Genomic DNA, 24,576 nt, shown 5'->3' with positions numbered 1-24,576 from the left:
GTGCATTTGAAATTTATTTCGCATGCGAAGTATAGGGTGAATTCGAAACGCGCAACAGCCGCCCAGCGCCGCGATCCGGAAGACGGCATTTGCCGGCCGTCAAGTCCCGGTTCGCTCTCTCAGGTCGGGGATAATCGCCGCCATGCGGGAGACCACCAACCCAGCGAGCGAAGACGAAGCTCGCTTTGAAGATTTTTTTCGCGATGCGGCGGCCCCCAGCGAGGCGCAGCTGCTCTGGCAACTGGAACGGCAAGAGGCCCTGACGGCGGCGCTGCGCGCGCTCTTCCATGGCCCAGCCACGCTGGTGAAACTGCGCGTCTGGGTGTTCATGGAAGTGATGGCGATGCCGGCCTCGCGCATCAGCCGCGAGGCCCTGAACCAGCATTTCCACATGCTGCGTGACGAGCCGCTGGAGCTGGTGCTCAAGCGCCTGCGCGAGGCCGAGTTGCTGCTATGGGACGCCTCCAACCAGCAATACGGTGTGACGCCGCTGGCCCAACAGCTGCTGGGCCTGCTGACGCCCCTGGTGAGCAACCAGGCGCAAGACGCCGACCTGAGCGCCTTGCTGGCCAATGTGGCCGGCGCGCACCAGCTTGGCACCCTGGATCCGGCCCAGCTGCAGCATTTGCAGGCCCAGCTCTCGCGCTTGTACGACGAGTTTGCCGACGCCATCGCCAGCGGGTCGGAATTCCATTTGCGGCGCGCGCGCCAGCGCTTCGGGCGGGCGCTTTCACTGGTGGAGAAGGCCAGCGAGGCGCTTTCCGCCATCATGGTGCAGGCGCAGGAGCAGGGCAACGCCAAGCTGGAGCGGTTGGCGCGTGAGTTGGGCCTGGCGCAGGCGCGGCTTTTGGCCATGGCCAGCCAGTTCAACCGGGCGTTGCAGCAGGCCGACCGGCAGCGCGTCACGCTCGGCTCCACCGGCATCACCACCACCGATGTGCGGCGTTGGTTGCAGGGCGTGCATTTTCTTGAAAACCTCAGCTTGGGGGCTTTATCGCGCCCGGTGCAACCGATTTTTGTGGCCCAGCATGAACTGCTGGACAGCTGCGAGGCCGAGTTTGAGCGTGACCGCCCCGCCCCCAAAGAGGCCGAGGCCCTGCCCGGTGCGCAGGCCGCGCCCGCAGGTGAGTTGGCCGTGATGAGCTTGCCGCCCGAAATGAGCGTTATGCAGGCGTTGTTGGCGCGCTGGAGCGAGTCGGGTGAGCTTGAGCAAAACCTGGCCCCCGCCGTGCTGGGAGGCAGTTATGCCCGCGCTTCTTACCGGGCGCAGCTGCTGCCCTTGCTGGGCGACCCGCAGGCGCAGCACCTCAGCGGCGCAACAGGCGATATGGCACGCCAACCCTGGCGGGTGCATTGGTCCGCCAGCCAGGGGGAGGTGGATGACGAGTACGTGGCCTGGATGAGCCAGGGGGTGTTGCGCAGCGTCGCCGCCCCTGAACAGCAAGAAGAGGACAAAAAAGAATGAGCGCAGCTTTGGACGACGCCGCCGCACTGGCGGCGCAATTGCTGGCGCGCCGCTGGCTGCCGCGCAGCCACCCTTTGGTGCGCCGCGCCTTGATCGATACCGATGTGTGGACGGCGCTGGGCGAGCGCCTCTCGGCCGTGGGCCTGCGCGTGATCGACAACCTTTACGCCGACCACATCAGCCTGGCGATGCTGCGGCCCGCTGAAGTGGCCGTGTTTGGTGAAACCGGCCTGGCCGCGAACAATAACCTTGATCTTCCACGGGACGGCGTGGCCTTGCTGGTGGTGCTGTGGTCGCTGATCGTGCTGCCCAAACGCCAGCGCCAGGTGGCCCGGGCGGAAGCGAAGGAAGAAGGGCAGGGCGAGATGTTCGCCACTGACAAACCACTGCCCACAGCGAGTAGTGTCAGCCCCACCGTTTCCTACCGTAGCTTGCTGGCCGACTTTGGTAACCAGCTGGGCAAGAAGATGCGCCTGGACTCCAACCTGAAGCTGCTTGAGCGTAACGGCTTCATCACACGGCGTGGTGAAGACATCGCCGAAGGCCCGCTGCTGGACTTGCTGCTGGACTACGACACCCTGGCGCCGCGCATTCTCGACGGGGCCTTGGGCGATGTGCTGGCGCGCAGCACCGATCCCGTGGCGGCGCCGGCCATTGCCAAGCTGCGGGCGCCGGAAGAAGTGCCTGAAGACGTGCCTGCCGTGGCACCGCAAGAACCCGAGAGCGAGTCCTGATCCATGTTCCACCTGCAATCCCTTGAACTGCTGCATTGGGACTACATCCAGCGCGTCACCATGCCGCTGGACGGTGCCATCATCACCATCGCCGGCCCCAACGGATCGGGCAAAACTACCTTGCTCGACGCCATGCGCACCTTGCTGGGCCTGGAGTGCTCGGGCGGGCGCACCTACAAGACCTACGCCCGCCACGCTAACGCCGAAACCGCCTGGTTGCGCGCCCTGGTCGACAACCGCCCGCGTGGCCGGCAAAACAGCAGCCGGCCCTTTGCCAGCTCGCTGCTCTACTCGGATCAGGTGACCCTGGTCTGCCGTATTGAGCGGCATGGCGGCGACTGGCAGCGCCGCTATTTGGTGATCGACGGTGTGGCTGAAATCGAGCAACTCGCCGAGCGCGGAGAGAAAGACTGGATGGGCATCGAGGCCTGGCGCCGCCGCCTCGAAGCCGCCGGGCTGACCCGCGCCATTGGCCGCGTGCTGGCGCTTGAGCAGGGGCAGACCGATCGCCTGTGCGAGCTGTCGCCCAAGGAGCTGCTGCGCTTGGTGTTCGAGGTGTTTGGCGATCAGGAGGTGCTGGACCGCTACGACCAGGCCCGCAGCCATCAGCAGCATTTGCTCAAAGAGGTGGAGCAAGCCGCGCACGAGTTGTCGCACACCCAGGCTCAGTTGTCTGACCTGGCCAACCGTGTCACCAGCTACCAGCAGTACCAGTTGCGTCTGCGTGACCGTGAACGTCTGGCGACCGAAGTGCTGCCCGTGCTGCAGTGGAGTGAGGCCCGCCAACGCATCGCCCAGGGCCTGCGCGACCTGCACCGCCAGCGCCTGTTCGCCCGGTCTGACGAGCGCAGCTTGGCGCAACGCCGTGCCGAGCTGCTGAAGTTGTTTGAGGCCTCCGAGCAGGCCAAGCGCCGCTTGGGCGAGCTGGAAACCGAGCGCAAGCAAAACCGTGCGGCCTTTGACGCTGCACGCGAGGCCGAGCGCCCGATGGAATTGCTCGCCAAGCGTGAGGAAGAACTGCGCACCCTGGCCGCGGTGGAAGCCGATGCGCAAGAGTTGGCGCAGCGCGTGGAGGATTTGAGCCGCCGCCAACATGGCCTGCGCGAGAGCTTCACCCGCGCCAATGACCAGAGCCGCAAGGCGCAGACAGCGCTGGAGAGTCTGGCCGGCCAGCGCCTGCCGCCCCCGCCGGTGGAGGTTACGCGCTTTCGCCGCGCGCTGGACGACGCCGGCATCCATCACCATGTGCTGGCCGATTGCATCGATATCGCCGACGAGGCCTGGCGTGCGGCGGCCGAAGGCATGCTGCGCCCCTCGCGTTGGGTGGTGGTACTGGAACATTCTCGCGATGAAGCCCATGCCTTTGCCCTGGCCTCACGCGAGCGCTATCGGCATTACGTGGTGGCGGAGGGCGAGCACGCACCGGCCACCGTGCCGCCTGACTCGCTGCTGGCTGCCTTGAAGATCAATGCCAAGCTGCCCGCTTGGCTATTGCGTCAGCTGGGCGGCGTCCGCCGGGTCAAAGACACCGAGGCGGGGGCTGCCTTTTGCGGTGAATGGATCACGCCAGACGCCTATTACCGCGACGGCCGGGGCGGCCGCAGCTTGTGGGTGGAGCCGCGTGACTTCCAGTTCGGTGTGTCGGCGTTGGAGTCTCGCCGCAAGGCGCTGGAGGCCGAGTTGGCCCGCTACGACGGTGAACTGACCCGTCTGGCCAAAGAGCAAGCCGAGGTGGAGCGTCAGTTCAAGGACGCGCAACGGGCCGCACAAGGTCACAAGGCCGCGCAAGAATTGGGTGAGCGGGCTGATGAATTCGCGGCTTGCCGCGAGCGCCTGCCTGCGCTCAAGCAAGCGCGCATCGAGGCCGCCAACCGCATGACGGCATTGGACGGCGAGCATGACCGTGCCCTGACCCAACACACCCGCAGCGAGCGCGACTACGAGGCCGCGCAGGCCAGCCTGAAGGCCAGCGACGACAACGTCAGCCGCGTGCAACGTGAGCATGGCGTGCGCCGGGCTGAATTGCGCCTGGCGGCCAAGGCCTCCAACGCGGCGCGTGCGGCGTTTCCGGTGGCCTGGGTGCAGGCGGCCACGCTACAAGCGCTGCGCGACGAGTTCGAGAACGCCAAGCAGGCCGAGATTGCCGGGCGCCATGTGCAGGCGGAGCTGGACAACGGCGTGTGGGAAACCGACCCGCAGGTGCAAGACCGCCACGCCCGCATGAGCGTGGCGGTGCTGGAGCAGAGTACGCAACTGGACGACCGCCGCGCCAGCAACGAGATGGCCCGCATTGCCGCTTTCAACGCCCGTGAGCGCTACATCGACGTTTTGCGCGCGACGGTGCGCCGCTACAAGAAGAACGTGCAGGAGTTGGGTGAACTGGCGGGCGTGATCGCCGTGGCCGAACTGCCGCACCTGGACAACGACGACATGATCCTGGCCCAGGCGGGCTTGCAGGTGCGCTTCAACTTCGACGGCAAGGGTGAGGTGGGGTTGAACGACGGCGAGGCTTCAGGCGGGCAACAGGTGCTCAAGAGCCTGATCCTGCTGGTGGGGCTGATGAAGGACGACGATAGTGCTGGCGGCTTTGTCTTTATCGACGAACCCTTTGCCCACCTCGATGTGCGCAATATCCAATTGGTGGGTCACTTCCTGCGCTCGACCCGCGCGCAGTACCTGCTCACCACGCCGATCACGCACAACGTGGAGGTGTTCGAGCCGTCTGAAATCACCCTGGTGACCAGCAAGAAGGCCCGTGGGTCGCGCTGGGCCCCACCCATCGCGGTGTTGGCGCGGCGGGCCGAGAAATCCGTCTACGATTGACGCTGCTTACCCCTTTTGTGACCCGCTTTTGGAGCCCCGCCATGCCCTTCGTCAACATCCAGATCACCCGTGAGGGCGCCACCGCCGAGCAAAAGGCCGAGTTGATCGCCGGTGTCACCGAACTGCTGGCGCGGGTGCTGAACAAGAACCCGGCCACTACCTTCGTCATCATCGACGAGGTGGATACCGACAACTGGGGCATTGGCGGCCAGCCGGTGACAGCGCTGCGCCTTGCCGCCAAGGCGGGGCGCTAGTTCACCGGCCAGCCTGGCCTGGCTTTTGCGCTGCCCGATGTGGCTGCGGTGAATGCCACCCATGCAGCCTGGTTGGCGGTGGGCCTGCCCATGCTGCAGCAGCCCACGGCCATGGACTTCGGCTTTACCTTCACGGCAATCGACCCCGACGGCCCCCTTGCGCGTGTTCACACCGCAAGGGGGGAGCCGCCTAGCCCGGCTCAGTTGCGGGCGTGGGTGACCCGGTATTCGGTCACGCCCGATATTTCTCTGAGCCGGCTCGCGTAGCGGGTCAGCGTTTGGCTGCCGTAGTTTTGAAACGAGGTGCAGACGAACTGCCATTCTTCACGGTCGCCAATGCCCGCCACGCTCATGGAGCCGGGGGCAAACATATAGCCCAGCTGATGGGAAAATTGGGTCAGCTCGGTCTGGGTGAAATGCCGCCCCGGCTCCCCGCGCAAAAAGACCGAAATTGCCGGATGCGAGGGCAGCCGAGCCTCTAGCTTGGCGCCCCACATCATCAAGCCGGCACACAGCAGGGTGAGGGCAATGGCGGCGAGGTAAAAGCCCATGCCCACCATCACGCCGATGGAGGAGGCTGCCCAAATGGAGGCCGCCGTGGTCAGGCCGCTGATGTTCATGCCCTCGCGCATGATGACGCCTGCGCACAGAAAACCGATGCCGGTGAGGATGCCTTGCACCACGCGGGTGGGGTCTACCGCCAGGGGCGCCAAACCGCCGGCTTGGTGGCCGCCGAACCAATGCTCCGGAAAGGCCAGCACCACAATCACCCCGGTCGACGCCATGCACACCAGCGCATAGGTCCGCATGCCCGCAGCGCGCCCATGGAAGGCCCGCTCGTAGCCCAGAATCAAACCCAGGCAGCCGGCGCCCAGCAGGTGCAGCAGCATCAGCACATTGATCTGAAACTGTACTTGCGACCAATAACGCAGCAGGTGGTCAACGTCGAGCAGATTCATGGCGAGAACCCGGTAGTTCGCCTTCATGCTAACTTTGAATTCAGCGGGATGCAGACGAAAAAAAGGCCCTGTTCAGGGCCTCGTTTCTTGCTGTCGGTCAACTCCGGAGTGGCGTTGCGTTAGGGCTTGGTCTCAGACGGCCAGCAGGTCCACTTCAAACAGCAGTGTGGCGTTCGGCGGAATCACGCCGCCCGCGCCGCGTGCGCCATACCCCAGCTCGGCGGGGATCACCAACATGCGGGTGCCGCCAACCTTCATGCCCTGCACGCCCAGGTCCCAGCCCTGAATGACTTCACCGCCATCCAAGTGGAAGCGGAACGGATCGCCCCGGTCCTTGCTGGAGTCGAACTTCTTGCCGCGCGTGCCGTTCTTGTACAGCCAGCCGGTGTAGTGCACGGTGACGCGCTGGCCGGCTTTGGCCTCGGCGCCGTCGCCCAGCTTGGTGTCCTCGAATTGCAAGCCGCTGTCCAGCGTAGTCAGGTTCAGTTCAATGGCTTCGTTACCGCCGCTCAGTCCCAGCAACTCGACTTCAAAAATCAGTGTGGCGTTGGGCGGGATCACGCCACCGGCGCCGCGTGCGCCATAGCCCAGTTCAGGCGGGATGACCAGCGTACGGCTGCCGCCGATCTTCATGCCTTGCACGCCTTCGTCCCACCCGCGGATGACCATGCCAGCGTCCAGCTCGAACTGGAAGGGTTGCTTGCGGTCTTTGCTGGAGTCGAACTTGGCGCCCTTCACCCAATTTTCGCCGTCTTTGGTATAGAGCCAGCCGGTGTAGTGCACGCTGACGTCGTGGCCCGATTTGGCCTCGGCGCCGGTGCCTTGCACCGTGTCTTCGAATTGCAGGCCGCTGGGGCTGGTGTTCATGTCAAATCCTTTTGTGTTGCGGAGCCGGGCAGAGGTTCTGGCGACTGCGAGGCGGGCATCATAGTTCCTCGCCAGGTTTGGACGCCGTGGGCCAGCACATCGGCCACGGTGTTGCCCTGGAGATTCAGGCCGAGGTGCTGGCCGGCCTCGATCAAGGTGGCGGCTGGATGGGTCAGATTCAAGGCCGCCGCGCCGTTTTGTTTGGATAGTTTTTCGCCGTTTTCACCCAAGACCAAGGGGGTGTGCAGATAACGCGGTATCTGCACACCCAGCAAGGCCTGCAGGCGCAATTGGCGTGGGGTGTTGTCGGCCAAGTCTTCACCCCGCACGATGTCGGTAATGCCTTGCAGGGCGTCGTCCACCACCACGGCCAGTTGGTAGGCCCACAGGCCATCGGCACGTTTGAGTACAAAGTCGCCCACCGCCCGGCCCAGGTCCTGATGTTGCAGGCCCAAGCGGCGGTCCTGCCATTCCAGGGGTGGCAGGGCTTGTTGCGCAGCCAAGTCAGCGGTGCTGAGCAGGCGCCAGGCGCGTGCGGGGCGGCCTTGTAAGCCGTGGCGGCAGGTACCGGGGTAGACCAATTCGGTGTGACGGGCACGGTGAGCGTGCCGATCATGGCCCCGAGGCTGCGCCTGCGCAATCTCCGCACGTGAGCAGGCGCAGGGGTAGGCCCAGCCCGCTTGTTGCAGGCGCGTCAAGGCTTCGGCGTAATGGGCGTCGCGTTGCGACTGCCACAGCGGTGGCTCGTCGCTCAGCAGGCCGCAGCGGGCCAGTTGTTCAAGCACCAGGGCGTCGGTGCTCGGCGGGCAGCGGGGGCGGTCAACGTCTTCGATACGCACCAGCCAGCGCCCGCCATGCGCTCGGGCGTCCAGCCAACTGGCCAGCGCGGCCACCAGCGAGCCCGCATGCAGCGGACCCGTGGGCGAAGGGGCGAAGCGGCCGATATAGCGCGAGTTCATGCGGGAATCAGGCGAAATTCAAACGAAGGTTCAAGGCTCAGCACATCAGAAAACCAAACATCAGAGAATCAAACCCTCGTGCTGCTCCAGCAGCGCGCGCCGGGTGGTTGGGCTGGCCAGTTGTTGCAGCCACCAGCTGAGTGCCCTGCCGGGCGGCTGGGCGCCGTTGCTGCCGCTGTTTCTCCAGGCGTAATGACTAGGGAAAGAATGCACCCCACGCAGGGTGGTCAACTGCACCAAGCGGCCCGCCTCTAAATGCCGCCGCACCATGCTGGCGGGCAGGTTGCCGCAGCCCAAGCCGCGCAGCAGTGCTTCGAGCTTTGCAGCCATGGAGGGCATGGTGAGTACGTCTTGTCCCGGCACCACGCCCACGGTGATGGGTGTGAGGCTGCGGGCGGTATCGGCCACGGTGATGATGCGGTGTTGCGCGATGGCCGCCGTGTCCAGCGGTTGTGACGCCTGGGCCAGCGGGTGGTGGGGCGCCACACAGAACACCATCTCCAAATTGCCCATCAACTCGCTATGCACGCTGCCCGTGGGCGCTTGGGCCGAGGTGCCGATGGCGAGGTCGGCCTGTCCGGAAATCAAGGCCTCCCACGTGCCGGACAGCACCTCGGTGCGCAGCTTGAGCCGCGTTGGCGGGCCATTTCGGGTTTCTCCCTCGCAGGGGATTTGATAGAAGGCCTCGACGAGGTCAAACAAGGCGCGGCGTGCCATGGCGTCGTCTACCGCAATGGTCAATTCGCTCTCCCAGCCGGTGGCGATGCGCCGCACCCGGTTGGCGACCGAGTCCATCTCCATCAGCAGGCGCCGACCTTCGATCAGCAATTCTTGCCCCGCCGCGGTCAGGTGTGCTTGGCGCGAACTGCGGTCGAACAGCAGCACGTCCAGCGCGTCTTCCAACTGCCTGACGCTGTAAGTGAGCGCTGAGGGCACTTTGCCCATCTCACGCGCGGCCGCTGCGAAGCTGCCGCTGCGGGCGATGGTGTCCATCATGGCCAGGGCTTCAGGCGTTAGCGAACGGTTTTTTGGGGGCGTGATCATGCCCTTCATCTTATTTGAATGCTGACTTCAATGCCGCGCAGCCTGCCCACGCTCGGCGTTCCTTACAGTGGCTCCATTGCGACAAGAAGGGGACTGAATATCATGTTGGAGCTGATCAAATCGTGTTCGCGGGGCCATGCCGACCACGGCTGGCTGAAGTCGTTTCACAGTTTTTCCTTCGCCGATTACTACAACCCGGCCCGCATGGGTTTCGGTTCGCTGCGTGTCATCAACGAAGACCGCATCGCGCCGGGCACCGGCTTCGGCACGCACGGCCACCGCGACATGGAGATCATCAGCTATGTGCTGAAGGGTGAACTCGCGCACAAAGACAGCATGGGGAATGGCCAAACGGGTGCCAGCTCAGGCAAGGCTGATGGCGTGATCCGCCCTGGTGATGTGCAGCGCATGAGTGCCGGCAAGGGCGTGATGCATAGCGAGTTCAACCATGCCCAGGGCCAGGAAACGCATTTCTTGCAAATCTGGATTCAGCCCGACGAGCTGGGTGTGTCGCCCAGCTATGAGCAGCGGCATTTCAGTGATGCGGAAAAGCGCGGTGCCTTGCGCCTGGTGGCCTCACCTGACGGGGCGGCGGAGTCGGTGCGGATTCACAGCGATACGCGTTTGTACGCTGGCCTGCTGGACGGTGCCGAGCAAACCTCGCTGACGCTGGCCCCCGGCCGGCAGGCGTATGTGCATGTGATTCGCGGCCAGCTGAGCGTCAACGGCAAGGTGCTGTCCGGTGGCGATGCGGCGCAGATCACGCAGGATGCGGCGGTGGATCTGTCGCAAGGCGTGGATGCAGAAGTGTTGGTGTTTGACCTGGCGGGTTGAAACAGTTCGAGCCCGTCGCTTGGTGCAAGTCGTATTTAAATTTTTTGACCTGAAAAGGAATTGACCCATGAGCCAGATCGTTATCGTTTATCACAGCGGCTACGGCCATACCAAAAAAGTGGCCGAGGCGGTTGCTGCGGGCAGCGGCGGCACCTTGCTGCCCATCGACGCCGAGGGCAATTTGAGTGAAGCCGACTGGGCCACCTTGGCCGGCGCCGATGCCATCGTGTTTGGCACGCCTACATACATGGGTGGCCCGTCCTGGCAATTCAAGAAGTTTGCCGATGCTTCCAGCAAGCCATGGTTTGGCCGTGTCTGGAAGGACAAAATCGCCGCCGGCTTCACCAACTCGGCCTCTTTGAATGGCGACAAGGCCTCGACGCTGAACTACCTGTTCACCCTGTCGCAACAGCATGGCATGGTGTGGGTGGGTCTGGGCATGTTGCCATCCAACAGCAAGGCGGCTACACGTGGCGACCTGAACAACATGGGTGCCTCCGCCGGTTTGCTGACGACGACACCGTCCGACGCGTCGGTGGATGAAATGGTGGCGGGCGATCTGGCCACGGCACATGGTTTTGGCGAGCGCGTGGCCGCCACTGTGGCGCGCTGGGTCCGCTGATCTATTTCAGCCCGCCACTGAGAAATTGCTGCAGGCGTGGGCTTTGTGGCTTGATAAGCACCTCACGGGGCGGGCCTTCTTCTTCCACTTTGCCTTGGTGCAGGAACAAGGTGTAGTTGGAAACTTCCCGTGCGAACCCCATCTCGTGGGTCACCACGATCATGGTGCGTCCTTCCGCGGCCAGGTCGCGCATGACCTTGAGCACTTCGCCCACCAGCTCGGGGTCGAGGGCGGAGGTGGGTTCGTCAAACAGCATCACTTCAGGTTCCACAGCCAACGCCCGGGCAATGGCCACGCGTTGCTGCTCGCCGCCGGAGAGCTGCGCCGGGTACACGTCTTTGCGATGCGCCACACCCACGCGGGCCAGCAGGGCTTCTGCCTTGGCGATGGCTTCGGCACGGGGCACGCCCAGCACGTGGATGGGGGCCTCGATGACGTTTTCAATCACCGTGCGGTGGCCCCAGAGGTTGAAGTTCTGGAACACCATGGCTAGGCGTGAGCGCCAATGCTGCAGCTGCTTGGCATCAACAGCCTTCAGGCTGCCATCGCGGTCGCGGCTGAGCTTCAGGGTCTCGCCGTTGAGCGAGAGCGTGCCCTCATGGGGTTGTTCCAGCAGGTTGAGGCAGCGCAGAAAAGTGCTTTTACCCGATCCGCTGGAGCCGATCAGGGTGATCACATCGCCTTTGCGGGCCGACAGGGAGACGCCTTTGAGCACCTCGCGCTCGCCGTAGCGCTTGTGCAGACCTTGGACTTGCAAGCTGGCCGTCATTGTTGGAATCTTTCTCAGGCGCCCAGCAATTTGCCGGTGCGCAGGGCTTCGCGGCCGGCCACCTTGGCCACGCTCATGCCGGTGTTGGCAAAGCGCACGAAATCGCGTGCGAAAAACAGCCCGTCCACGGGGCTCTTCAATTCGGTGACTTGTGCGCTGATGGGGTCGATGATGTGGGCCAACACGTCGCCGGCCTTGACCGTGTCGCCGACCTGGCGAACAAAGGTCAGCACGCCCGGGCAGGGCGCCTTGATCGGCATGCTGCCGGCCAGGGGGCGGGCGTCACCCTGGGCTGCTGGCAGGGTGGGTTTGGCACCGGTGATCAGGCCTCGGTAGTGCAGGAAGTCGATGATGTTCTGCGCGTCTTGCTCGGCAAGGGTGTGCTCCACGTCGGCCGCGCCCCGCAACTCGACCGTGACAGACATGCAGGCCTGGGGGATGGGGAACTTGTTGCCAAAGCGCGCCTGCAACTTCCACCAGAGCTGCGAGCAGGCTTCGTCGAAGGGGTTATCGCCCGACTCTTGCGCCAGCAGCGTCACACGGGCGCCGATGAATCGTGCCAGGTCCTCGCAAACCGGCCAGCAGGGCTTTTCGGTATAGAGGTGCATGAGGGCCTGCGCATCGCAGTGCAGGTCCAGCACGTAGTCGGCATCGCAGCTGAGCGACATCAACGTGCGGCGCAGCGATTGAAGTTCGGTGGTGGCGGGCGAGGCGGCGACGGCCTGCCTCAACTCACGCCGCAGGACTTCGACGTTACGGGTGGCATCGGCGCCCAGTTGTGATTCGGCCGCCCGCGCAACGGCGTCCACCTGCTCTGGGTAGTGGCGGTTGAAGTTTTCGCCAGTGGTGGTTTCAAACCGACCCTGCTGCATGTGCAGCACAAATTGCGACAGGCCGATCGGGTTGGCCATGGGCACCAGCACAATTTCGCCGCAGATGCGACCCGCTGCCTGCAAGGCGTCGAGCTTGGTGCGCAGGTGATGGGCCACCAGCATGCCGGGCAACTCGTCCGCATGCAGCGAGGCCTGGATGTAGGCCTTCTCACCGCCGCCCTGGCCGTAGTGCAGCGAGATGAGTTCGCGTTGCGTGCCCGGAGCGGGGGAGATCAGGAGGTGTTTTTGAATCGACATGGCGAGGGGGCGACAGACAAAAGGCAATGAGCGGATGAGGTCAATCGTCAGGTTCAGCGCGGCAACAGCGGTTTGAGCCATTTGGCCTCGGCCTTGTGGAACAAACCAACAAGGGTCAGGGTCAGCAAAAAGTAGAAGCAGGCCGCGGTGATGAAGGCTTCAAACGGAATGTAATGCGTGGCATTGACACGGCGGGCGGCGCCTGTGATGTCGAGAATGGTGACGATACTGGCCAGGGCCGTGCCGTGCAGCATGAAGATGGCCTCATTGCTGTACGCCGGCAAGGCGCGCCGCAACGCCGAGGGCAGCACGATGCGGCGAAACATGACCCCGCGGCTCATGCCCAGGGACTTGGCTGCTTCGATCTCGCCATGGGGTAGCGCGCGAATGCTGCCGGCAATGATCTCGGTCGTGTAGGCCGCGGTATTGAGCACAAAGCTCAGGCAGGCGCAAAACCAAGCCGAGCTGAAGTAGGGCCACAGCGCGCTCTCACGCACCGCCTCAAACTGCGCCAGGCCGTAATAGATGAGAAACAACTGCACCAGCATAGGCGTGCCGCGAAACACATAGGTGTACACCCAGACCAGGCGCGACAGCCAACTGCCGGAAAGGCTGCGCAACACCGCCAGCGGTACGGCCAGCAGCAGCCCCAGGCCGAGGCTGACCAACAGCAGTTGCACGGTGGTCCAGGCACCGCTCAGGTAGAGCGGCAGGTTTTCAAGAATGGTGTCCCAGGCGATCACAGCGGGCCTCTCACAATGTGCCCCGGCGCACGCCGGTGGAAAACCGTTTTTGCAGCGTGTTGAACAGCAACTCCGACAAGCTGGTGAAGCTCAGGTAGATCAGCGCCACGGCCAGATAGAAGACAAAAGGCTCGCGGGTGGTGCCGGCCGCCTGCTGGCCGCGCGTCATGAGGTCAGACAGGCCGATCACCGATACGATGGCGGTGCTCTTGATCAGCACCAGCCAGTTGTTGGACAGGCCCGGCAGCGCGTGCCGAAACATCTGCGGGAAGGTGATGCGCCAGGCAATTTGCCAGCCCGACATGCCAAAGGCCAGGCCCGCCTCGCGCTGCCCCGGCGGCACTGCCAGAAACGCGCCGCGAAAGGCCTCGGTCAAGTAAGCGCCGAAGATGAAGCCGATGGTCAACACGCCCGCCACATAGGGGTTGATATCGATGTAGTCCTCATAGCCCAAAGACTGCGCGGCAGCATTCACCGCCACCTGCCCGCCGAAGAAGATCAGCAGCATCAACACCAGATCGGGCACGCCCCGAATCACCGTGGTGTAAACATGGGCGATGCCTCGCGCCAGTCGCCACTTCGACAGCTTGGCCAGGGCGCCCATCAAGCCCAGCGCCATCGCCATGGCCAAGGAGGCCAGGGCCACGCTGAGCGTGACACCGGCGCCTTCAATCAGACTGGGTAAAAAACCGTGCAGCATCGGGAGTGATTTTTTGAAAGGGGCTTACTTCTTCTTGACTGAAATGTCGTAGTCGAAGTATTTGTCGGCCAGCTTCTTGAAGCTGCCATTGGCCTGCAAGGTGGCAATCGCCTCGTTGAACTTCTTGCCCAGGATTTTTTCGTCCGCCTTGCGCAGGGCAACGCCGGAGCCCACGCCAAAGAACTTGGGATCGTCAAAGGCAGGGCCGATGAAGGCGAAGCCCTTGCCCTCGGGCTTTTTCAAAAAACCTTGGTCGGCGGCAGGCGTGTCGGCCAGCGTCACGTCGATGCGGCCGGCCTTCAGGTCCAGAAAGGCCTGGTCTTGCGTCTGGTAGCGCACGATTTCGCTTTGGGTGAAGGTGGCGGCGGTGAAGGCTTCGAAGATGGTGGCGCTCTGCACGCCGATCTTCTTGCCCTTCAGGCCGGCCGGTGTGAGCTCGAACTTGGCGCCGGCCTTGGCCACGAAGCGGCCCGGCGTCTTGTAATAGGGGTCTGAAAACGCAACGGTCTTCTTGCGCTCGTCGGTGATGGACACGGAGGCGATGATGGCATCGACCTTGCGGGCCTGCAGGGCGGGGATCAAGCCGTCGAAGTCTTGCTGCACCAGCACGCACTGGGCCTTCATTTCGGCGCAATAAGCCTGGGCCAATTCAATCTCGAAACCCTTGAGCTTGCCGTCAGCGCCCAATTCAGAAAAAGGCGGGTAGGCCCCTTCCACACCGATGCGAATTTTCTTCCATTCGGGCGACTGCGCCATGGCACTGGGGGGGGTGAAGGCGCTGAGGGCCAGGGCGGCCACGGCGGTGAGGGCGATCACTGAACGGCGTTGCATAGCGTGTCCTTGCGTGCGGATTTGAAGGGGGTGGAAGAGATTAGGCCTGATTCTGGATCTTGCCCGATCCAAACGACTCTTCATCTTAGGGGAATAGCGTAGGCAGAAAAGCCAGAACTGGCGCCAGGCTGGCCTGAGCATCCTCTTCTTGCGGTACATGCCCCAGGCCGGGCAGCATGTGCAAGCGGCTGCCCGCGATGTCGTGCGCAAAGGACTGGGCGACTGAGGGCGGAATCAGCCGGTCTTGGTCGCCCCAGAGAATCAAGGTAGGGACGTGCAGGCTTTTGATGGCTTCGCTGTGCGCGCCCGGTTGCATCTGCGTCAGGCGATGGCGCAGCGCCTGGCGGTTGCCCGCCCGCAGACTGAGTTCGAAATAACGCTCCATCACCTCGGGCCCGATGCGTGTGGGGTCGCCGTAGACAGCGCGCACGCTGCGCTCGATCACGCTTCTGGGCAGCACGTAGTCGCCCAGGGCACCCAGCACGGGGATGCGCGCCAGTCGAAAACCCAGCGGTATAGCATCGGGCGCCATGGCGTATCCGGCGGCATCCACCAGAATCAAGCCCTTGACCTGCGCCGGATGCGCCGCCGCGTACTCCCAAGCCAACTCACCGCCCAGCGAGTTGCCTGCGATCACCACCTGGCGAACCGCCAGATGGCTCAGCAGGCGCTGCAGAAAATCGACGTAAGCGGCGGTGCGGTAGTCGTCTTGGGCATTCGGCCCGGTGAGGCCAAAGCCCGGCAGGTCCACCGAAATCACCCGGTGCGCGGGGGCCTGTTTTTGCAGGCCATCCACCCAACCCTGCCAGGTGTGCAGGCTTGCCGAGGTACCGTGCAGCAGCAGCAAGGGCGCCGGGTCGCCGCGCGGCCCCACATCGCGCAGGTGCACCAACTGGCCTTGCAGGTCGATGAATTCAGAGGGCGGCGGAGCCCAGCGCTGCACCAAAGTTTCCAGCGGCCGGTCAGGTGCTTTGCTGGCCGCAAACCCCAGCGCTGCAACAATCAGGAGCAAGCCCAGCATGCGCCAGACCCAACCCTCGCGCGGGTTGTCGTCCAGCGGCGGGGGGTGGCCGCGACCTCGCTCAGTCGGCATGGCTTGGGTGGCTTGCTTGGGCTGCCTGGGTGGCGTCAGGTTTGGCTCGGTGCGATTCAGATGCCGGGCGAACGATCTCCGTCGACGGGGCCAGGCCCGCATCCAGGGCCTCGCGCTGGTCAAAAACAAAGCACGCGCCGTCGTAGTGCGGACCGCCCGTTTCTTCGAAGTATTTCAGGATGCCGCCTTCCAGCTGATAGACCGGCCCGTCCAGCCCTTGTTGCTGCAGGTAGATGGCCGCCTTCTCGCAGCGGATACCGCCGGTACAAAAACTCACCACCGTCTTGCCCATCAAGTCCTGACGGTGTGCCTGTACAGCGTCCGGGAATTCGCTGAACTTGTCGATGCGCCAGTCGATCGCCCCTTCGAAGGTGCCGTAGTCCACTTCAAAAGCATTGCGCGTGTCCAGGGTTACTACCGGCCGGCCGTCGTCGTCATGCCCTTGGTCGAGCCAGCGTGCCAGGGTCACGGCTGGCAGCGAAGGCGCACGGGGCAGGGCGTCGGGGCGAATGGCTGGGTGGTTCATGCGGATGATCTCCGGTTTGACCTTCACCAGCAGTTTTCTAAAGGGCACCGAGGCGCTCCAGCTCTCTTTAGGCGCCAAGTCGGCGAAGCGCGGGTCTTGGCGCAGCGCAGCGACCCAGGCCCGAACGTTTTCAGCGGAGCCGGCCAGAAATAGGTTGATGCCTTCCTCCGCCAGCAGCACGGTGCCTTTCAAGTCCAAGGCCAGCGCACGCTCGAACAACTGCTCGCGCAGCGCAGCGCAATCGTTCAGCCCGACGAACTTGTAGGAAGAAATATTGAGAATGGGGAGATCGGTTTTTGGCATGGTCAGTGCCGGATTGTAGGCAAGGGCCTCGCCAAAATCGCATCCAAATGGCGTCCAATAGCAGGATGGAACTCTCTCACCCCATCGATCCCCAGCTTGAGGCCCGCCTCACAGCCCTTGAAATCAAAGCCAGCTTCAACGAAGACCTGCTGGACGAGTTGAACGAAATCGTCGTCAGGCAACAGCAGCAAATCGACCTGCTGCGCAATGAACTACTGGCGCTGCGTGAGCAACGCAGCGACGACGGCACGCCAGCATTTCGCAGTTTGAGAGACGAGTTGCCGCCGCATTATTGACAGGGACACAGAGCGCACCTTCTTAACGCACCGCAACCCCCCAAGGCAGTTTGCCCACCGCGATGTCGGTCAACCGGGTCTGGGTGTCGGTGTCGATCACTGACACCACGCCGGAGCGGCCGCAGGCGACGTAGAGCTTTTTGCCATCTGGGGTCAGGGCCATGTTCCAGGGGCGTTGCCCGACGGGTATGGTGGCGCTGATTTTCAGCGTTTGGGTGTCGAGCACCGAGACGGTGGCGGCGCCGCCGTTGGAGATGTAGACCCGGCGGCCGTCGGGGTGGACGGCGATGCCGTTGGCGCGCAGCCCGGCCTTGATGCGGCTGAGCACCTTGCGGTGCGGGACGTCGATGAGGTAGACCTCGTCGGCGTTTTCTGCGGCGACGTAGGCCACGGCGCCATCGGGTGAAAAGCCGATGCCGCGCGGTCGGGCGCCGACGGAGATCTGCCCGACCTGCTCGCGTTGCTCGACGTCGATCACGTCCACCGCTTCGCCTTCTTCGGCGCTGACGAAGACCCAGCGTCCATCGGGGCTGAACATGGCGTGCTCGGGGTTTTTCCCTTTCAGCCTGACCTTGAAGCTGAGCTGCTCAGTTCGGGTGTCGATGAAAACAACTTCATTGCTTTCCTCGATGGCGGCGGCAATCCAGCGCCCATCGCTTGAAATGCCCACGCCCTCTGGCGATTCGCCCAGCTTGATTTCGCCCACCGGCTGGCGGGTTTGCAAGTCCAGCACCACCAGGCGGTTGTTGGGTTGGTCGCTGACGTAGGCGCGGCGCCCGTCCAGGCTGAGCACCGTGCCGCGTGGTTTTTTTCCGGTTGGAATTTCAGCGACCACCTGGTCAGAGGCGGTATCGATGACGCTAACGGTGCCCGAGCCTTCATTGGGAACATAGGCCAGCGGCGCAGCCAGCAGGCTCGCAGGGCCCAGCAGCACAGAAAGAATTGCGAGACGGTGGAGGCTGTGGCGCATGGTGTTTTTCAAAAGATTTTGAAAAGTTTTTCAGAATTTGATGCGGCGCATCAGGTCATCGCAGTCCATGAACTGGTGCTTGAGTGCCATCGCCACGTGGCCGAGAATCAGCACGGTCAGCGCCAGCGCGCTCATTTTGTGCAGCGTACTCAAGGCGCCGTACAACAGGGGCAGGTTGGTACCCCAGGGGGGCAGCGGCAGGCCGAAGAACTTCAGCCCGTGCTTGCTGAAATTCGATGCCACGTAGCCTGAGGCTGGCAACACCAGCATGGCCGCATACAGGGCGGCGTGGCCCCAGCCGGCAGCCCGTTGCTGAACGGCTGACATGTTGGGTGGCCACGCGGGCGGGCGGTGCCGCAGGCGCCACAACAGGCGCAGCAGCACCAACAGCAGCAACAGCAGGCCCACGGACTTGTGCAGGTTGATCCACCCGGCGCGGCCCGGTGTGCCGCGCGGTGCCAGGTCGTCCAGCAGGACGCCGAAACCCAGCTGCACAATCAGTGCCAAGCCGGTCAGGGCATGAAGCACCCGGGCGACTCGGTTGTAGGTGTTTACAGAGCTTTGCATCGAGGGCCTTGCGCGGCTCAGAACTTGAGGCTGGCGGTGGCGCTGGCCAGCCAGGTTCGGCCCGGTGCGGGCTCAAAGTAACGGGCGTTGCCTTCGTTGACGATGACCGAACCCACATAACGCTGATCTAACAGGTTATCGACACGCACCATGGCGTTGAGATCCCATGCCCCCAGGGCCAGCACGTAGCCGGCGTTGGCGGCCAGCGTGGTGTAGCCGGCTGCGGCGTCGGTGTTGAGGTCGTTGACGTAGATGCGGCTCAACGCCCGGGCTTCAACACCGGCGCGCCAGCCTTGGGGCGGCGCCCAGTTAAGCGCCGCGAACAGAGCGTGCTTGGCGATACCGGGCATCTTGTTGCCAGCGGCTACGCTTTGATTGGCGGTGGCGCAAGGCGTGGCGGTGCAGGTCATGTAGCCATCGCGGTATTCAGCGTCCAGGGCGGTATAGGCCAGTTGGGTGCGCAAATTGGGCAGCAGGGCTTTGGCCCAGGCCAACTCAAAACCGAGGCGGCGGGTGCGGCCCGCATTTTGGTAGGTGGCTCTCCCGCCGAGGTTGGTTTGGGTGACGATCTCCTGGTCTGTGCCGGTCTGGAACACCGACGCGGCCAGTTCTCCCCACTGAGGGCTGTTGGACAACTTCACACCCAATTCGATGCTGTCGCTGTGGGCGGCCTGCAAGGCGAAGTTGAGCCCGGAGGCACCGCTGGGCCGGTAAGACAGCTCGTTGAGCGTCGGTGTTTCAAAGCCCCGGCCTGCGGTGGCGTAGGCATGCAGGGTGGGGCTCACGGCCCACAGCAGGCCCAGCACGGGCAGGGTGGCGCTGAAATGAGCGCTGCCGCTGTCGTCCGGATTGCTGGCGGTGACGTAGTGGTCTTGGGATTTGAAGTTCAGCTGGGAATGGCGCACGCCCGCGTTCAGGCTGATCTGGGGTGCTAACTGCCAGTTGGCCTGCACATAAGGATCGGTACTGCTGACGGTGTTGTTTTCATCGCGGCGCAGCGCGCCTTGCACGCCCAAGCTGCTGCCGATGAAGTTTTGGTAGCCCTGGCGATGCTCTTTCAACAAGTCATAGGCGAGGCCGCCGGTCCAGTTGATGGGCCCCAAGCCGCTGTTGGCCTTGCCGCTCCAACGCAGGTCGGCGCCCTCATAGTCGCGGTGCAGGTCGATCGCGCCGCCAGGATGCAAGGGGCTTTTTTGCGCAGCGACGGGGATGGACTGAAACTGCTCGGTGCTGCGGCTGCCGCCATACACCGTCAGCTGCACGGTGTTGTTGGCGTCGAGTTGCCGGTCAATGCTGGCACCCATCTGAGTTTGTTTCAGGGTCTTGCGGGTGTTGAAACTGAGCGCGCTAGAGTCCACGCCACGCGGGTCGCCGGCCAGCTGTGCGCGAGACAACCCCATGGGGTCTTGGGCCTGCGGCAAGTCGAGCGCATTCAACACCAGGGTGAGGCGGCTTTGCGGGTCGAGTTGCCAGCTGAGTTTGGCGTTAGCCAAGCGGCGATCGGTGTCGCTGTGCTGGCGATATCCCTCCGTCTGGAAGCGGCTGGCACCCAGTGTGTAGTTCAGGCCGGCGTCTGTGGCGCCTCGGGCTTGCGCGCTCAGGCGGTGCAGCCCATCGCTGCCCGCCGCGACGTTGAAGCTCAGGCGCGGTGGCGCGCTGCCGTCTTCAGTGAACACCTGAATCACGCCGCCTGAGGCGTTGCCGTACAGCGCTGAAAACGGGCCGCGCAATACCTCAATGCGTTCGACCGAACCCAGCTCGACATGGCTGATCTGGCCTTGGCCGTCAGGCAGGGTGGCGGGGATGCCGTCCACATACAGGCGCACGCCGCGAATGCCAAAACTCGCGCGGGCACCAAAGCCCCGCACGGACAACTGAACGTCCTGGGCGTAATTTTGCCGATCCCGCGCGAGCAGGCCCGGCACGCCGCTCAAGCCCTCCGAGATATTGATCTGGGCGTGGCTGTCGCGCAGTTCGTCGCCGTCGACCCGGCTGATGGCCGCGGGGGTGTTGAAGGGCTGCACCGCGCTGCGTGTGGCGCTGATCACGGTGCGTTCAAGCATAACGGGAGCAAAAGGGGCCTCAGCTTGCTGGGCCAGGCTCAAGGTCGGCACGGCCAACAGGCAGCACGGGCTGGCGAGGCGCGCCCATTGGCGAAATTGGAAGGGAGTGGACATGGATGTGGGCTTTGTTTGATGCTTCAATACTTCTTCAAATAGGCGGCGGGGCTTCGACAAGCTGAGTCCGAACGCGCGGGTTCAGACCGGCGTCCAGCCCACCTTGTGCGCCTCGAAGAGGGTTCGCAGGCTGCCGGTTTGGCTCAAAGTGCTGACGGCTTCTTGCAGCGTCCGCGCGAGTTCTGTTTCACCGGCCTTGACGGCCAGGCCGATGGCCCAGCCTTCGCGGGGCAGGCGCGGCAGCGGTAGCGCTTCAATGGCGTACTGGGGCTGATCGCGCAAGATGCTCTGCAGCTCTGAAGCCAGCCCGGCGGCTGCCGCCACCTCACCCCGCTGCAAGGCTTGCGCGCAGGCGCAGCCGTCCGGCCATTGGGTGCTGAGTTGCTGGCGGTAGGCGCCTTGATCCGCACCCAACAACAGCCAGCCGGCCAGGGTTTGGCCGGGTACGGCGATGGTTTGCGTGCCGATTTGCGACAGTTGTTCCAGCCGCGGCAGCTTGTGCACGTCGCGGGCGATCATGACCCGCTCCCGGTAGTAGGGCGCCAGGATCTGCACCTGGGGGCAGGCGTCCATGAGCGGGCGGTCGACTGGCACATGCATCAACACGTCGGCGGGGCCGTAGCCGAGGTAGTGGCCTTTCCAGACCATATTGCGCAGGTCGTCCAGCATGTTCTCGTCGGCGTTGAAGGGCAACAGGCTGAGCTTGACGCCCAAGGCCTGTGCCAAGGCCTGAGCGAGGTCCACATCCACCCCCAGGCCGGCCACGTGAAAGGGCGGCATGTCTTGGTAGATGCCTACCCGCAAGGTGCCGCGTTCGCGGATCTTGCTCAGGCTGGTTGCCTCGGCGGGGCCGGCAAAGTGGGCCAGCAGGGCCGCTGATGCGGCGCGTGCCAGCCAGGCGCGGCGCTGGGCGTTCATTGCGCCGCCTGCAGTGGTTTTTCGCGCCGGGTTTCGAGGTAGCTCTTGATCGCCCAGATGGCTTCTTGATCAAAAGTTCCCTCAAAAGGCGGCATATAGACTGCGCCGTTGCGGCTGCGGCCATGGCGCACGGTGGTGAGGAAGTAGTCGTCGTTGTCCTTCACGCAGGCATCCCTGCGTTTGGCGTCTTTGAGGCTGGCGCAGTCGTTATCGAGCCGGCGCAGATCGGGTGCGATGCCACCTGACACCGCCTCCAGGCCGTGGCAACGGGCGCAATTCTGTCCAAAGGCCGAGGTGCCGACCTTGATGGCTGCCTCGTTGGCGCGGTAGGGGTTTTCGGCGCGCCAGCCCTCTCCCAGTCGGGGCAGGGTGCTGGTGTCTACAGCCTGGGGGGTGACGTCGCCATGCGACCACGCCAGGCCGCTCAGCAGCAAGGTGCAGGTCAGGCCGCCCAGCCAAAATGCTTTGCGGCGTCGCGTTGGGGCGGGGGGCAGGGGTGTGTTCGTCGGGTAGGTCATGCTTGTCTCCTGGATGGTTGGCATGGATTGGCTGCGCGGCCTGGGGCCGTCTTCAGGGCTTTGGAGCCCGACGATTGCAAGCTCTGTGCCAAGCTGCGGGTGTTCCAAACTGACACAGCCCCGCCTCGGGAATGTTCCATGGACAAGAAGCACAGCGAATCGCAAGATCAGCCTGACCCATCCGTCGCTCAGCATCAGGTAGGGCGAACAATAAAGAGACAAGCCGCATGGCGGCAAAAAGGATCTGCATCATGACGACGTCCAACCGAGAAGTTGACGTTGCGGCCGCTGCCCTGCCACGGGCCGCTTTCATCGAACGCTCGCATCAACGCAGTGCGGGGCTGGGCTTGTCCCGTGATGCCCGACTGGCGGTGGAGCCCATGGTGCGCAGCGACCTGACGCTGGCCAGGGAGCGCAATCGGCGGCTCTACTTGCACGCGGCGCCGGTGATGCACATGCTGTTCGAGCAGATCCGCAACACCGACAGCATGATCGTGCTGACCGACGCGGCGGGCACGGTCTTGCATTCAGTCGGCGACGATGATTTTCTGGCCCGCGCCGACAAGGTGGCGCTGGCGCCGGGGGCCAACTGGGCCGAGCATTCGATGGGCACCAATGCCGTGGGCACGGCCTTGTTTGAAGGCACGGCCACCCTGGTGCATGGGCCGGAGCATTTCATCCACGCCAACAGTTTTTTGACCTGTTCGGCAGCGCCCATCTTCGACCCGCGTGGCAATATGCTCGGCGTGCTGGACGTCTCGGGCGACCAACGCAGCTATCACCAGCACACCATGGGGCTGGTGCGCATGTCGGCCCGCATGATCGAGAACCATTGGCTGTCCGACGATTGCAACAACCGCTTGCGCCTGCACTTCCACAGCCGGGCCGAGTTCATCGGCACCTTGCTGGAGGGCATTTTGGTGGTGGGCGCTGATGGTCGGCTGCTGGGCGCCAATCGGGGCGCACTGGACCAACTGGGCCTGAGCGGCGCGGCGCTGCGTGCGCAAACCTTGTCTGGCCTTTTGGGCACCACCACGGCGGCCATTTACGACCATTTCCGCATGCCTATGTCGGCGCCCATGCAGCTCAAGCTGCTCAGCGGGCAGGGGGTCTATGTCAGCGCCCGTTTTGACTGGCCCTCGCGCCCTGTCGTGGCCGGCCTGGGCTTGGCGGGTGATGAGGTCGAGCGGCAGGTGGTCGAAGAGATTGCCCCTGCCGCCGAGCCGTGCGACGACGACGCCCGCAGCGCCAACAGTGGCTCCAGCGGTGGCTGCAAACTGTCAGGCCTGCAATACCTGCGCACAGGTGATGCGCAGGTGGAGGTGCTCGTCGGCAAGGTGCAGCGCGTGCTGGACCGTGACATCCCTTTGCTGATCCTGGGTGAAACGGGCACCGGCAAAGAACTGCTGGCGCGGGCCGTGCATGTGGACTCCAAGCGCGCACGCCAGCCCTTTGTTGCGGTCAATTGCGCGTCGATTCCGGAAACTTTGATCGAGGCGGAGCTGTTCGGCTACGAAGACGGCGCCTTCACCGGTGCACGCCGCAAGGGGGCGGTGGGTCGCATTTTGCAGGCCAATGGCGGCACCTTGTTTCTGGATGAAATTGGCGACATGCCGCAGCCCTTGCAGGCCCGGCTCCTGCGCGTGCTGCAAGAGCGCAGCGTCACGCCCTTGGGCTCGAATAAATCCATCGCCGTGGACATCGCCGTGTTCTGTGCCACCCACCGCAATCTGCGCGAGATGATTGCTGCGCAAACCTTTCGTGAAGACCTGTATTACCGCCTCAACGGCCTGGCCGTGCGGCTGCCGGCCCTGCGTGAGCGCAGTGACCTCGAGGCCATCGTCCGCCGTATTTTGTTGACCGAGCGGCCTCACGATCCGCCCACCTTGAGTGCCAAGGTGCGGCAGCTGTTTCAGTGCTATAGCTGGCCCGGCAACATCCGCCAACTGGCCAATGTGCTGCGCACGGCAGCAGTCATGTCTGCCGGTGAAGCGCAGATCAACTGTAGCCATCTGTCGGACGATTTTCTGGAGGAGGCGCAGGCCCAACTGGGGCAGTGTATTTCTCTCCAGCTGGCGGCCGTTGACGTGCCTTTGTCTCCGGTGGCCGAAGGTGCCGACAGGCAGGGCGTTACTGCCGATGAAAGCAGCCCGGTGCCGCAGTGCCACAGCACACCGTTCAAGCCCTCGGGCGAGCGGCAAGCCATTGATGCGAGTTTTTTGAACCCACTCGTGTTCGAATCCTGCCCACCCCACGAGTTGGCCATGCGCAGCACCCAAACCGCCGTGCTTGGCGGCTATACGCCGGTGCCCCAGCACACCCTGGAGCAAGCGGAAATTGACATGATCCGCAAGGTGCTGGCCGCCGTGGGCGGCAATGTGTCCGCAGCGTCCAAACAGCTGGGCATCAGCCGCAACACCATCTATCGAAAGCTGCTCAAGAACGTCGGTGAATCGGTTGAGAAAATCTGAGCG

24 protein-coding genes and 1 pseudogene are annotated in these 24,576 nt (G+C 63.9%); 8 read left to right on the top strand and 17 right to left on the bottom strand.

Annotated features, from left to right (window positions below; all coding sequences use genetic code 11):
• Positions 1-142 precede the first annotated feature (142 nt).
• From PRZ01_RS18505 to PRZ01_RS18490, 4 genes are read left to right on the top strand one after another with little or no spacing between them, the layout of a single operon-like run.
• Entirely contained in the window at positions 143-1,465 is a 1,323-nt protein-coding gene (locus tag PRZ01_RS18505) for a hypothetical protein (protein WP_273598323.1), read from the top strand.
• A complete protein-coding gene (locus PRZ01_RS18500; RefSeq protein WP_273598322.1) occupies positions 1,462-2,199 on the top strand; it encodes a hypothetical protein in 738 nt (245 codons plus the stop codon). Before PRZ01_RS18505 ends, PRZ01_RS18500 begins: the two co-directional genes overlap by 4 nt.
• A gap of 3 nt (positions 2,200-2,202) precedes the next feature.
• Positions 2,203-5,022: an ATP-binding protein gene (locus PRZ01_RS18495; RefSeq protein WP_273598321.1), complete on the top strand. Its 2,820-nt coding sequence runs from the start codon at positions 2,203-2,205 to the stop codon at positions 5,020-5,022.
• Positions 5,023-5,063: 41 nt separating this feature from the next.
• Positions 5,064-5,276 carry a 4-oxalocrotonate tautomerase family protein gene (locus tag PRZ01_RS18490; RefSeq protein WP_273598320.1) on the top strand — a complete coding sequence of 71 codons (213 nt, stop codon included), beginning with the start codon at positions 5,064-5,066 and terminating at the stop codon, positions 5,274-5,276.
• A 200-nt stretch (positions 5,277-5,476) separates the two neighbouring features.
• Here the strand turns inward: PRZ01_RS18490 and PRZ01_RS18485 are convergent, their stop codons facing one another.
• The 5 genes and pseudogenes from PRZ01_RS18485 to PRZ01_RS18465 all read right to left on the bottom strand — a co-directional run bounded on the left by PRZ01_RS18485 (position 5,477) and on the right by PRZ01_RS18465 (position 9,105).
• A complete protein-coding gene (locus tag PRZ01_RS18485) occupies positions 5,477-6,235 on the bottom strand; it encodes an MgtC/SapB family protein (protein ID WP_273598319.1) in 759 nt (252 codons plus the stop codon).
• A gap of 132 nt (positions 6,236-6,367) precedes the next feature.
• Positions 6,368-6,715 (bottom strand): FKBP-type peptidyl-prolyl cis-trans isomerase, encoded by a 348-nt coding sequence (locus PRZ01_RS18480; RefSeq protein WP_409993876.1) that lies wholly within the window; start codon positions 6,713-6,715, stop codon positions 6,368-6,370.
• 30 nt (positions 6,716-6,745) lie between these two features.
• Positions 6,746-7,102: pseudogene (locus PRZ01_RS18475) on the bottom strand (FKBP-type peptidyl-prolyl cis-trans isomerase); the annotation flags it as partial.
• The gene (gene gluQRS, locus PRZ01_RS18470; RefSeq protein ID WP_273598318.1) at positions 7,099-8,061 is read right to left on the bottom strand and encodes a tRNA glutamyl-Q(34) synthetase GluQRS; all 963 of its coding nucleotides are present in this window, start codon (positions 8,059-8,061) and stop codon (positions 7,099-7,101) included. The gene gluQRS and the pseudogene PRZ01_RS18475, both read right to left, overlap by 4 nt.
• A gap of 60 nt (positions 8,062-8,121) precedes the next feature.
• Positions 8,122-9,105 (bottom strand): LysR family transcriptional regulator, encoded by a 984-nt coding sequence (locus PRZ01_RS18465; RefSeq protein WP_273598317.1) that lies wholly within the window; start codon positions 9,103-9,105, stop codon positions 8,122-8,124.
• Positions 9,106-9,207: 102 nt separating this feature from the next.
• On the opposite strand from PRZ01_RS18465, the gene PRZ01_RS18460 reads away from it, so the two are divergent.
• Both PRZ01_RS18460 and PRZ01_RS18455 read left to right on the top strand, forming a co-directional pair.
• The gene (locus tag PRZ01_RS18460) at positions 9,208-9,939 is read left to right on the top strand and encodes a pirin family protein (RefSeq protein ID WP_273598316.1); all 732 of its coding nucleotides are present in this window, start codon (positions 9,208-9,210) and stop codon (positions 9,937-9,939) included.
• A 67-nt stretch (positions 9,940-10,006) separates the two neighbouring features.
• Positions 10,007-10,561 (top strand): flavodoxin family protein, encoded by a 555-nt coding sequence (locus PRZ01_RS18455; protein ID WP_273598315.1) that lies wholly within the window; start codon positions 10,007-10,009, stop codon positions 10,559-10,561.
• Between the two features lies 1 nt (position 10,562).
• Here the strand turns inward: PRZ01_RS18455 and PRZ01_RS18450 are convergent, their stop codons facing one another.
• The 7 genes from PRZ01_RS18450 to PRZ01_RS18420 form a co-directional block, all read right to left on the bottom strand.
• The gene (locus tag PRZ01_RS18450) at positions 10,563-11,330 is read right to left on the bottom strand and encodes an ABC transporter ATP-binding protein (RefSeq protein ID WP_273598314.1); all 768 of its coding nucleotides are present in this window, start codon (positions 11,328-11,330) and stop codon (positions 10,563-10,565) included.
• A gap of 14 nt (positions 11,331-11,344) precedes the next feature.
• A complete protein-coding gene (locus PRZ01_RS18445; RefSeq protein ID WP_273598313.1) occupies positions 11,345-12,460 on the bottom strand; it encodes a succinylglutamate desuccinylase/aspartoacylase family protein in 1,116 nt (371 codons plus the stop codon).
• Between the two features lie 53 nt (positions 12,461-12,513).
• A complete protein-coding gene (locus PRZ01_RS18440) occupies positions 12,514-13,200 on the bottom strand; it encodes an ABC transporter permease (protein ID WP_409993875.1) in 687 nt (228 codons plus the stop codon).
• 13 nt (positions 13,201-13,213) lie between these two features.
• Positions 13,214-13,903: an ABC transporter permease gene (locus PRZ01_RS18435; RefSeq protein WP_273598311.1), complete on the bottom strand. Its 690-nt coding sequence runs from the start codon at positions 13,901-13,903 to the stop codon at positions 13,214-13,216.
• A 24-nt stretch (positions 13,904-13,927) separates the two neighbouring features.
• The gene (locus PRZ01_RS18430; protein ID WP_273598310.1) at positions 13,928-14,734 is read right to left on the bottom strand and encodes an ABC transporter substrate-binding protein; all 807 of its coding nucleotides are present in this window, start codon (positions 14,732-14,734) and stop codon (positions 13,928-13,930) included.
• 85 nt (positions 14,735-14,819) lie between these two features.
• Positions 14,820-15,827 carry an alpha/beta fold hydrolase gene (locus PRZ01_RS18425; RefSeq protein WP_273598309.1) on the bottom strand — a complete coding sequence of 336 codons (1,008 nt, stop codon included), beginning with the start codon at positions 15,825-15,827 and terminating at the stop codon, positions 14,820-14,822.
• Entirely contained in the window at positions 15,817-16,656 is an 840-nt protein-coding gene (locus tag PRZ01_RS18420; protein WP_273598308.1) for a sulfurtransferase, read from the bottom strand. Before PRZ01_RS18420 ends, PRZ01_RS18425 begins: the two co-directional genes overlap by 11 nt.
• 65 nt (positions 16,657-16,721) lie before the next feature.
• On the opposite strand from PRZ01_RS18420, the gene PRZ01_RS18415 reads away from it, so the two are divergent.
• Positions 16,722-16,952 carry a SlyX family protein gene (locus PRZ01_RS18415; RefSeq protein WP_273598307.1) on the top strand — a complete coding sequence of 77 codons (231 nt, stop codon included), beginning with the start codon at positions 16,722-16,724 and terminating at the stop codon, positions 16,950-16,952.
• 22 nt (positions 16,953-16,974) lie between these two features.
• Here PRZ01_RS18415 and PRZ01_RS18410 read toward each other — a convergent pair whose 3' ends face one another.
• From PRZ01_RS18410 to pedF, 5 genes are all read right to left on the bottom strand, one after another.
• A complete protein-coding gene (locus tag PRZ01_RS18410; RefSeq protein WP_273598306.1) occupies positions 16,975-17,922 on the bottom strand; it encodes a beta-propeller fold lactonase family protein in 948 nt (315 codons plus the stop codon).
• A 30-nt stretch (positions 17,923-17,952) separates the two neighbouring features.
• Complete coding sequence (locus PRZ01_RS18405; RefSeq protein ID WP_273598305.1) at positions 17,953-18,489, bottom strand: cytochrome b; 537 nt, start codon at positions 18,487-18,489, stop codon at positions 17,953-17,955.
• A 17-nt stretch (positions 18,490-18,506) separates the two neighbouring features.
• A complete protein-coding gene (locus PRZ01_RS18400) occupies positions 18,507-20,666 on the bottom strand; it encodes a TonB-dependent receptor (RefSeq protein WP_273598304.1) in 2,160 nt (719 codons plus the stop codon).
• Positions 20,667-20,747: 81 nt separating this feature from the next.
• Entirely contained in the window at positions 20,748-21,584 is an 837-nt protein-coding gene (locus PRZ01_RS18395) for a substrate-binding periplasmic protein (RefSeq protein WP_273598303.1), read from the bottom strand.
• On the bottom strand, positions 21,581-22,102 hold the full coding sequence (gene pedF / locus PRZ01_RS18390) for a cytochrome c-550 PedF (RefSeq protein WP_273598302.1): 522 nt from the start codon (positions 22,100-22,102) through the stop codon (positions 21,581-21,583). Before pedF ends, PRZ01_RS18395 begins: the two co-directional genes overlap by 4 nt.
• Positions 22,103-22,353: 251 nt before the next feature.
• Here pedF and PRZ01_RS18385 point away from each other — a divergent pair, with 251 nt between their 5' ends.
• The gene (locus tag PRZ01_RS18385) at positions 22,354-24,573 is read left to right on the top strand and encodes a sigma-54-dependent Fis family transcriptional regulator (RefSeq protein WP_273598301.1); all 2,220 of its coding nucleotides are present in this window, start codon (positions 22,354-22,356) and stop codon (positions 24,571-24,573) included.
• Positions 24,574-24,576: the final 3 nt, after the last annotated feature.

It is taken from the genome of Roseateles koreensis (genome assembly GCF_028595305.1).
GTDB classification, from domain to species: domain Bacteria; phylum Pseudomonadota; class Gammaproteobacteria; order Burkholderiales; family Burkholderiaceae_C; genus Paucibacter_A; species Paucibacter_A koreensis.
Note: the sequence above shows the minus strand (reverse complement) of the source record. Positions and strands in the feature narration are given on the sequence as shown.

Bases quoted from the DNA above. Each gene is read 5' to 3' on its own strand.
- PRZ01_RS18505 (WP_273598323.1), top strand. From the start codon at position 143: ATGCGGGAGACCACCAACCCAGCGAGCGAAGACGAAGCTCGCTTTGAA.
- PRZ01_RS18500 (WP_273598322.1), top strand. From the start codon at position 1,462: ATGAGCGCAGCTTTGGACGACGCCGCCGCACTGGCGGCGCAATTGCTG.
- PRZ01_RS18495 (WP_273598321.1), top strand. From the start codon at position 2,203: ATGTTCCACCTGCAATCCCTTGAACTGCTGCATTGGGACTACATCCAG.
- PRZ01_RS18490 (WP_273598320.1), top strand. From the start codon at position 5,064: ATGCCCTTCGTCAACATCCAGATCACCCGTGAGGGCGCCACCGCCGAG.
- PRZ01_RS18485 (WP_273598319.1), bottom strand. From the start codon at position 6,235: ATGAATCTGCTCGACGTTGACCACCTGCTGCGTTATTGGTCGCAAGTA.
- gluQRS (WP_273598318.1), bottom strand. From the start codon at position 8,061: ATGAACTCGCGCTATATCGGCCGCTTCGCCCCTTCGCCCACGGGTCCG.
- PRZ01_RS18465 (WP_273598317.1), bottom strand. From the start codon at position 9,105: ATGATCACGCCCCCAAAAAACCGTTCGCTAACGCCTGAAGCCCTGGCC.
- PRZ01_RS18460 (WP_273598316.1), top strand. From the start codon at position 9,208: ATGTTGGAGCTGATCAAATCGTGTTCGCGGGGCCATGCCGACCACGGC.
- PRZ01_RS18455 (WP_273598315.1), top strand. From the start codon at position 10,007: ATGAGCCAGATCGTTATCGTTTATCACAGCGGCTACGGCCATACCAAA.
- PRZ01_RS18450 (WP_273598314.1), bottom strand. From the start codon at position 11,330: ATGACGGCCAGCTTGCAAGTCCAAGGTCTGCACAAGCGCTACGGCGAG.
- PRZ01_RS18445 (WP_273598313.1), bottom strand. From the start codon at position 12,460: ATGTCGATTCAAAAACACCTCCTGATCTCCCCCGCTCCGGGCACGCAA.
- PRZ01_RS18435 (WP_273598311.1), bottom strand. From the start codon at position 13,903: ATGCTGCACGGTTTTTTACCCAGTCTGATTGAAGGCGCCGGTGTCACG.
- PRZ01_RS18430 (WP_273598310.1), bottom strand. From the start codon at position 14,734: ATGCAACGCCGTTCAGTGATCGCCCTCACCGCCGTGGCCGCCCTGGCC.
- PRZ01_RS18425 (WP_273598309.1), bottom strand. From the start codon at position 15,827: ATGCCGACTGAGCGAGGTCGCGGCCACCCCCCGCCGCTGGACGACAAC.
- PRZ01_RS18420 (WP_273598308.1), bottom strand. From the start codon at position 16,656: ATGCCAAAAACCGATCTCCCCATTCTCAATATTTCTTCCTACAAGTTC.
- PRZ01_RS18415 (WP_273598307.1), top strand. From the start codon at position 16,722: ATGGAACTCTCTCACCCCATCGATCCCCAGCTTGAGGCCCGCCTCACA.
- PRZ01_RS18410 (WP_273598306.1), bottom strand. From the start codon at position 17,922: ATGCGCCACAGCCTCCACCGTCTCGCAATTCTTTCTGTGCTGCTGGGC.
- PRZ01_RS18405 (WP_273598305.1), bottom strand. From the start codon at position 18,489: ATGCAAAGCTCTGTAAACACCTACAACCGAGTCGCCCGGGTGCTTCAT.
- PRZ01_RS18400 (WP_273598304.1), bottom strand. From the start codon at position 20,666: ATGTCCACTCCCTTCCAATTTCGCCAATGGGCGCGCCTCGCCAGCCCG.
- PRZ01_RS18395 (WP_273598303.1), bottom strand. From the start codon at position 21,584: ATGAACGCCCAGCGCCGCGCCTGGCTGGCACGCGCCGCATCAGCGGCC.
- pedF (WP_273598302.1), bottom strand. From the start codon at position 22,102: ATGACCTACCCGACGAACACACCCCTGCCCCCCGCCCCAACGCGACGC.
- PRZ01_RS18385 (WP_273598301.1), top strand. From the start codon at position 22,354: ATGACGACGTCCAACCGAGAAGTTGACGTTGCGGCCGCTGCCCTGCCA.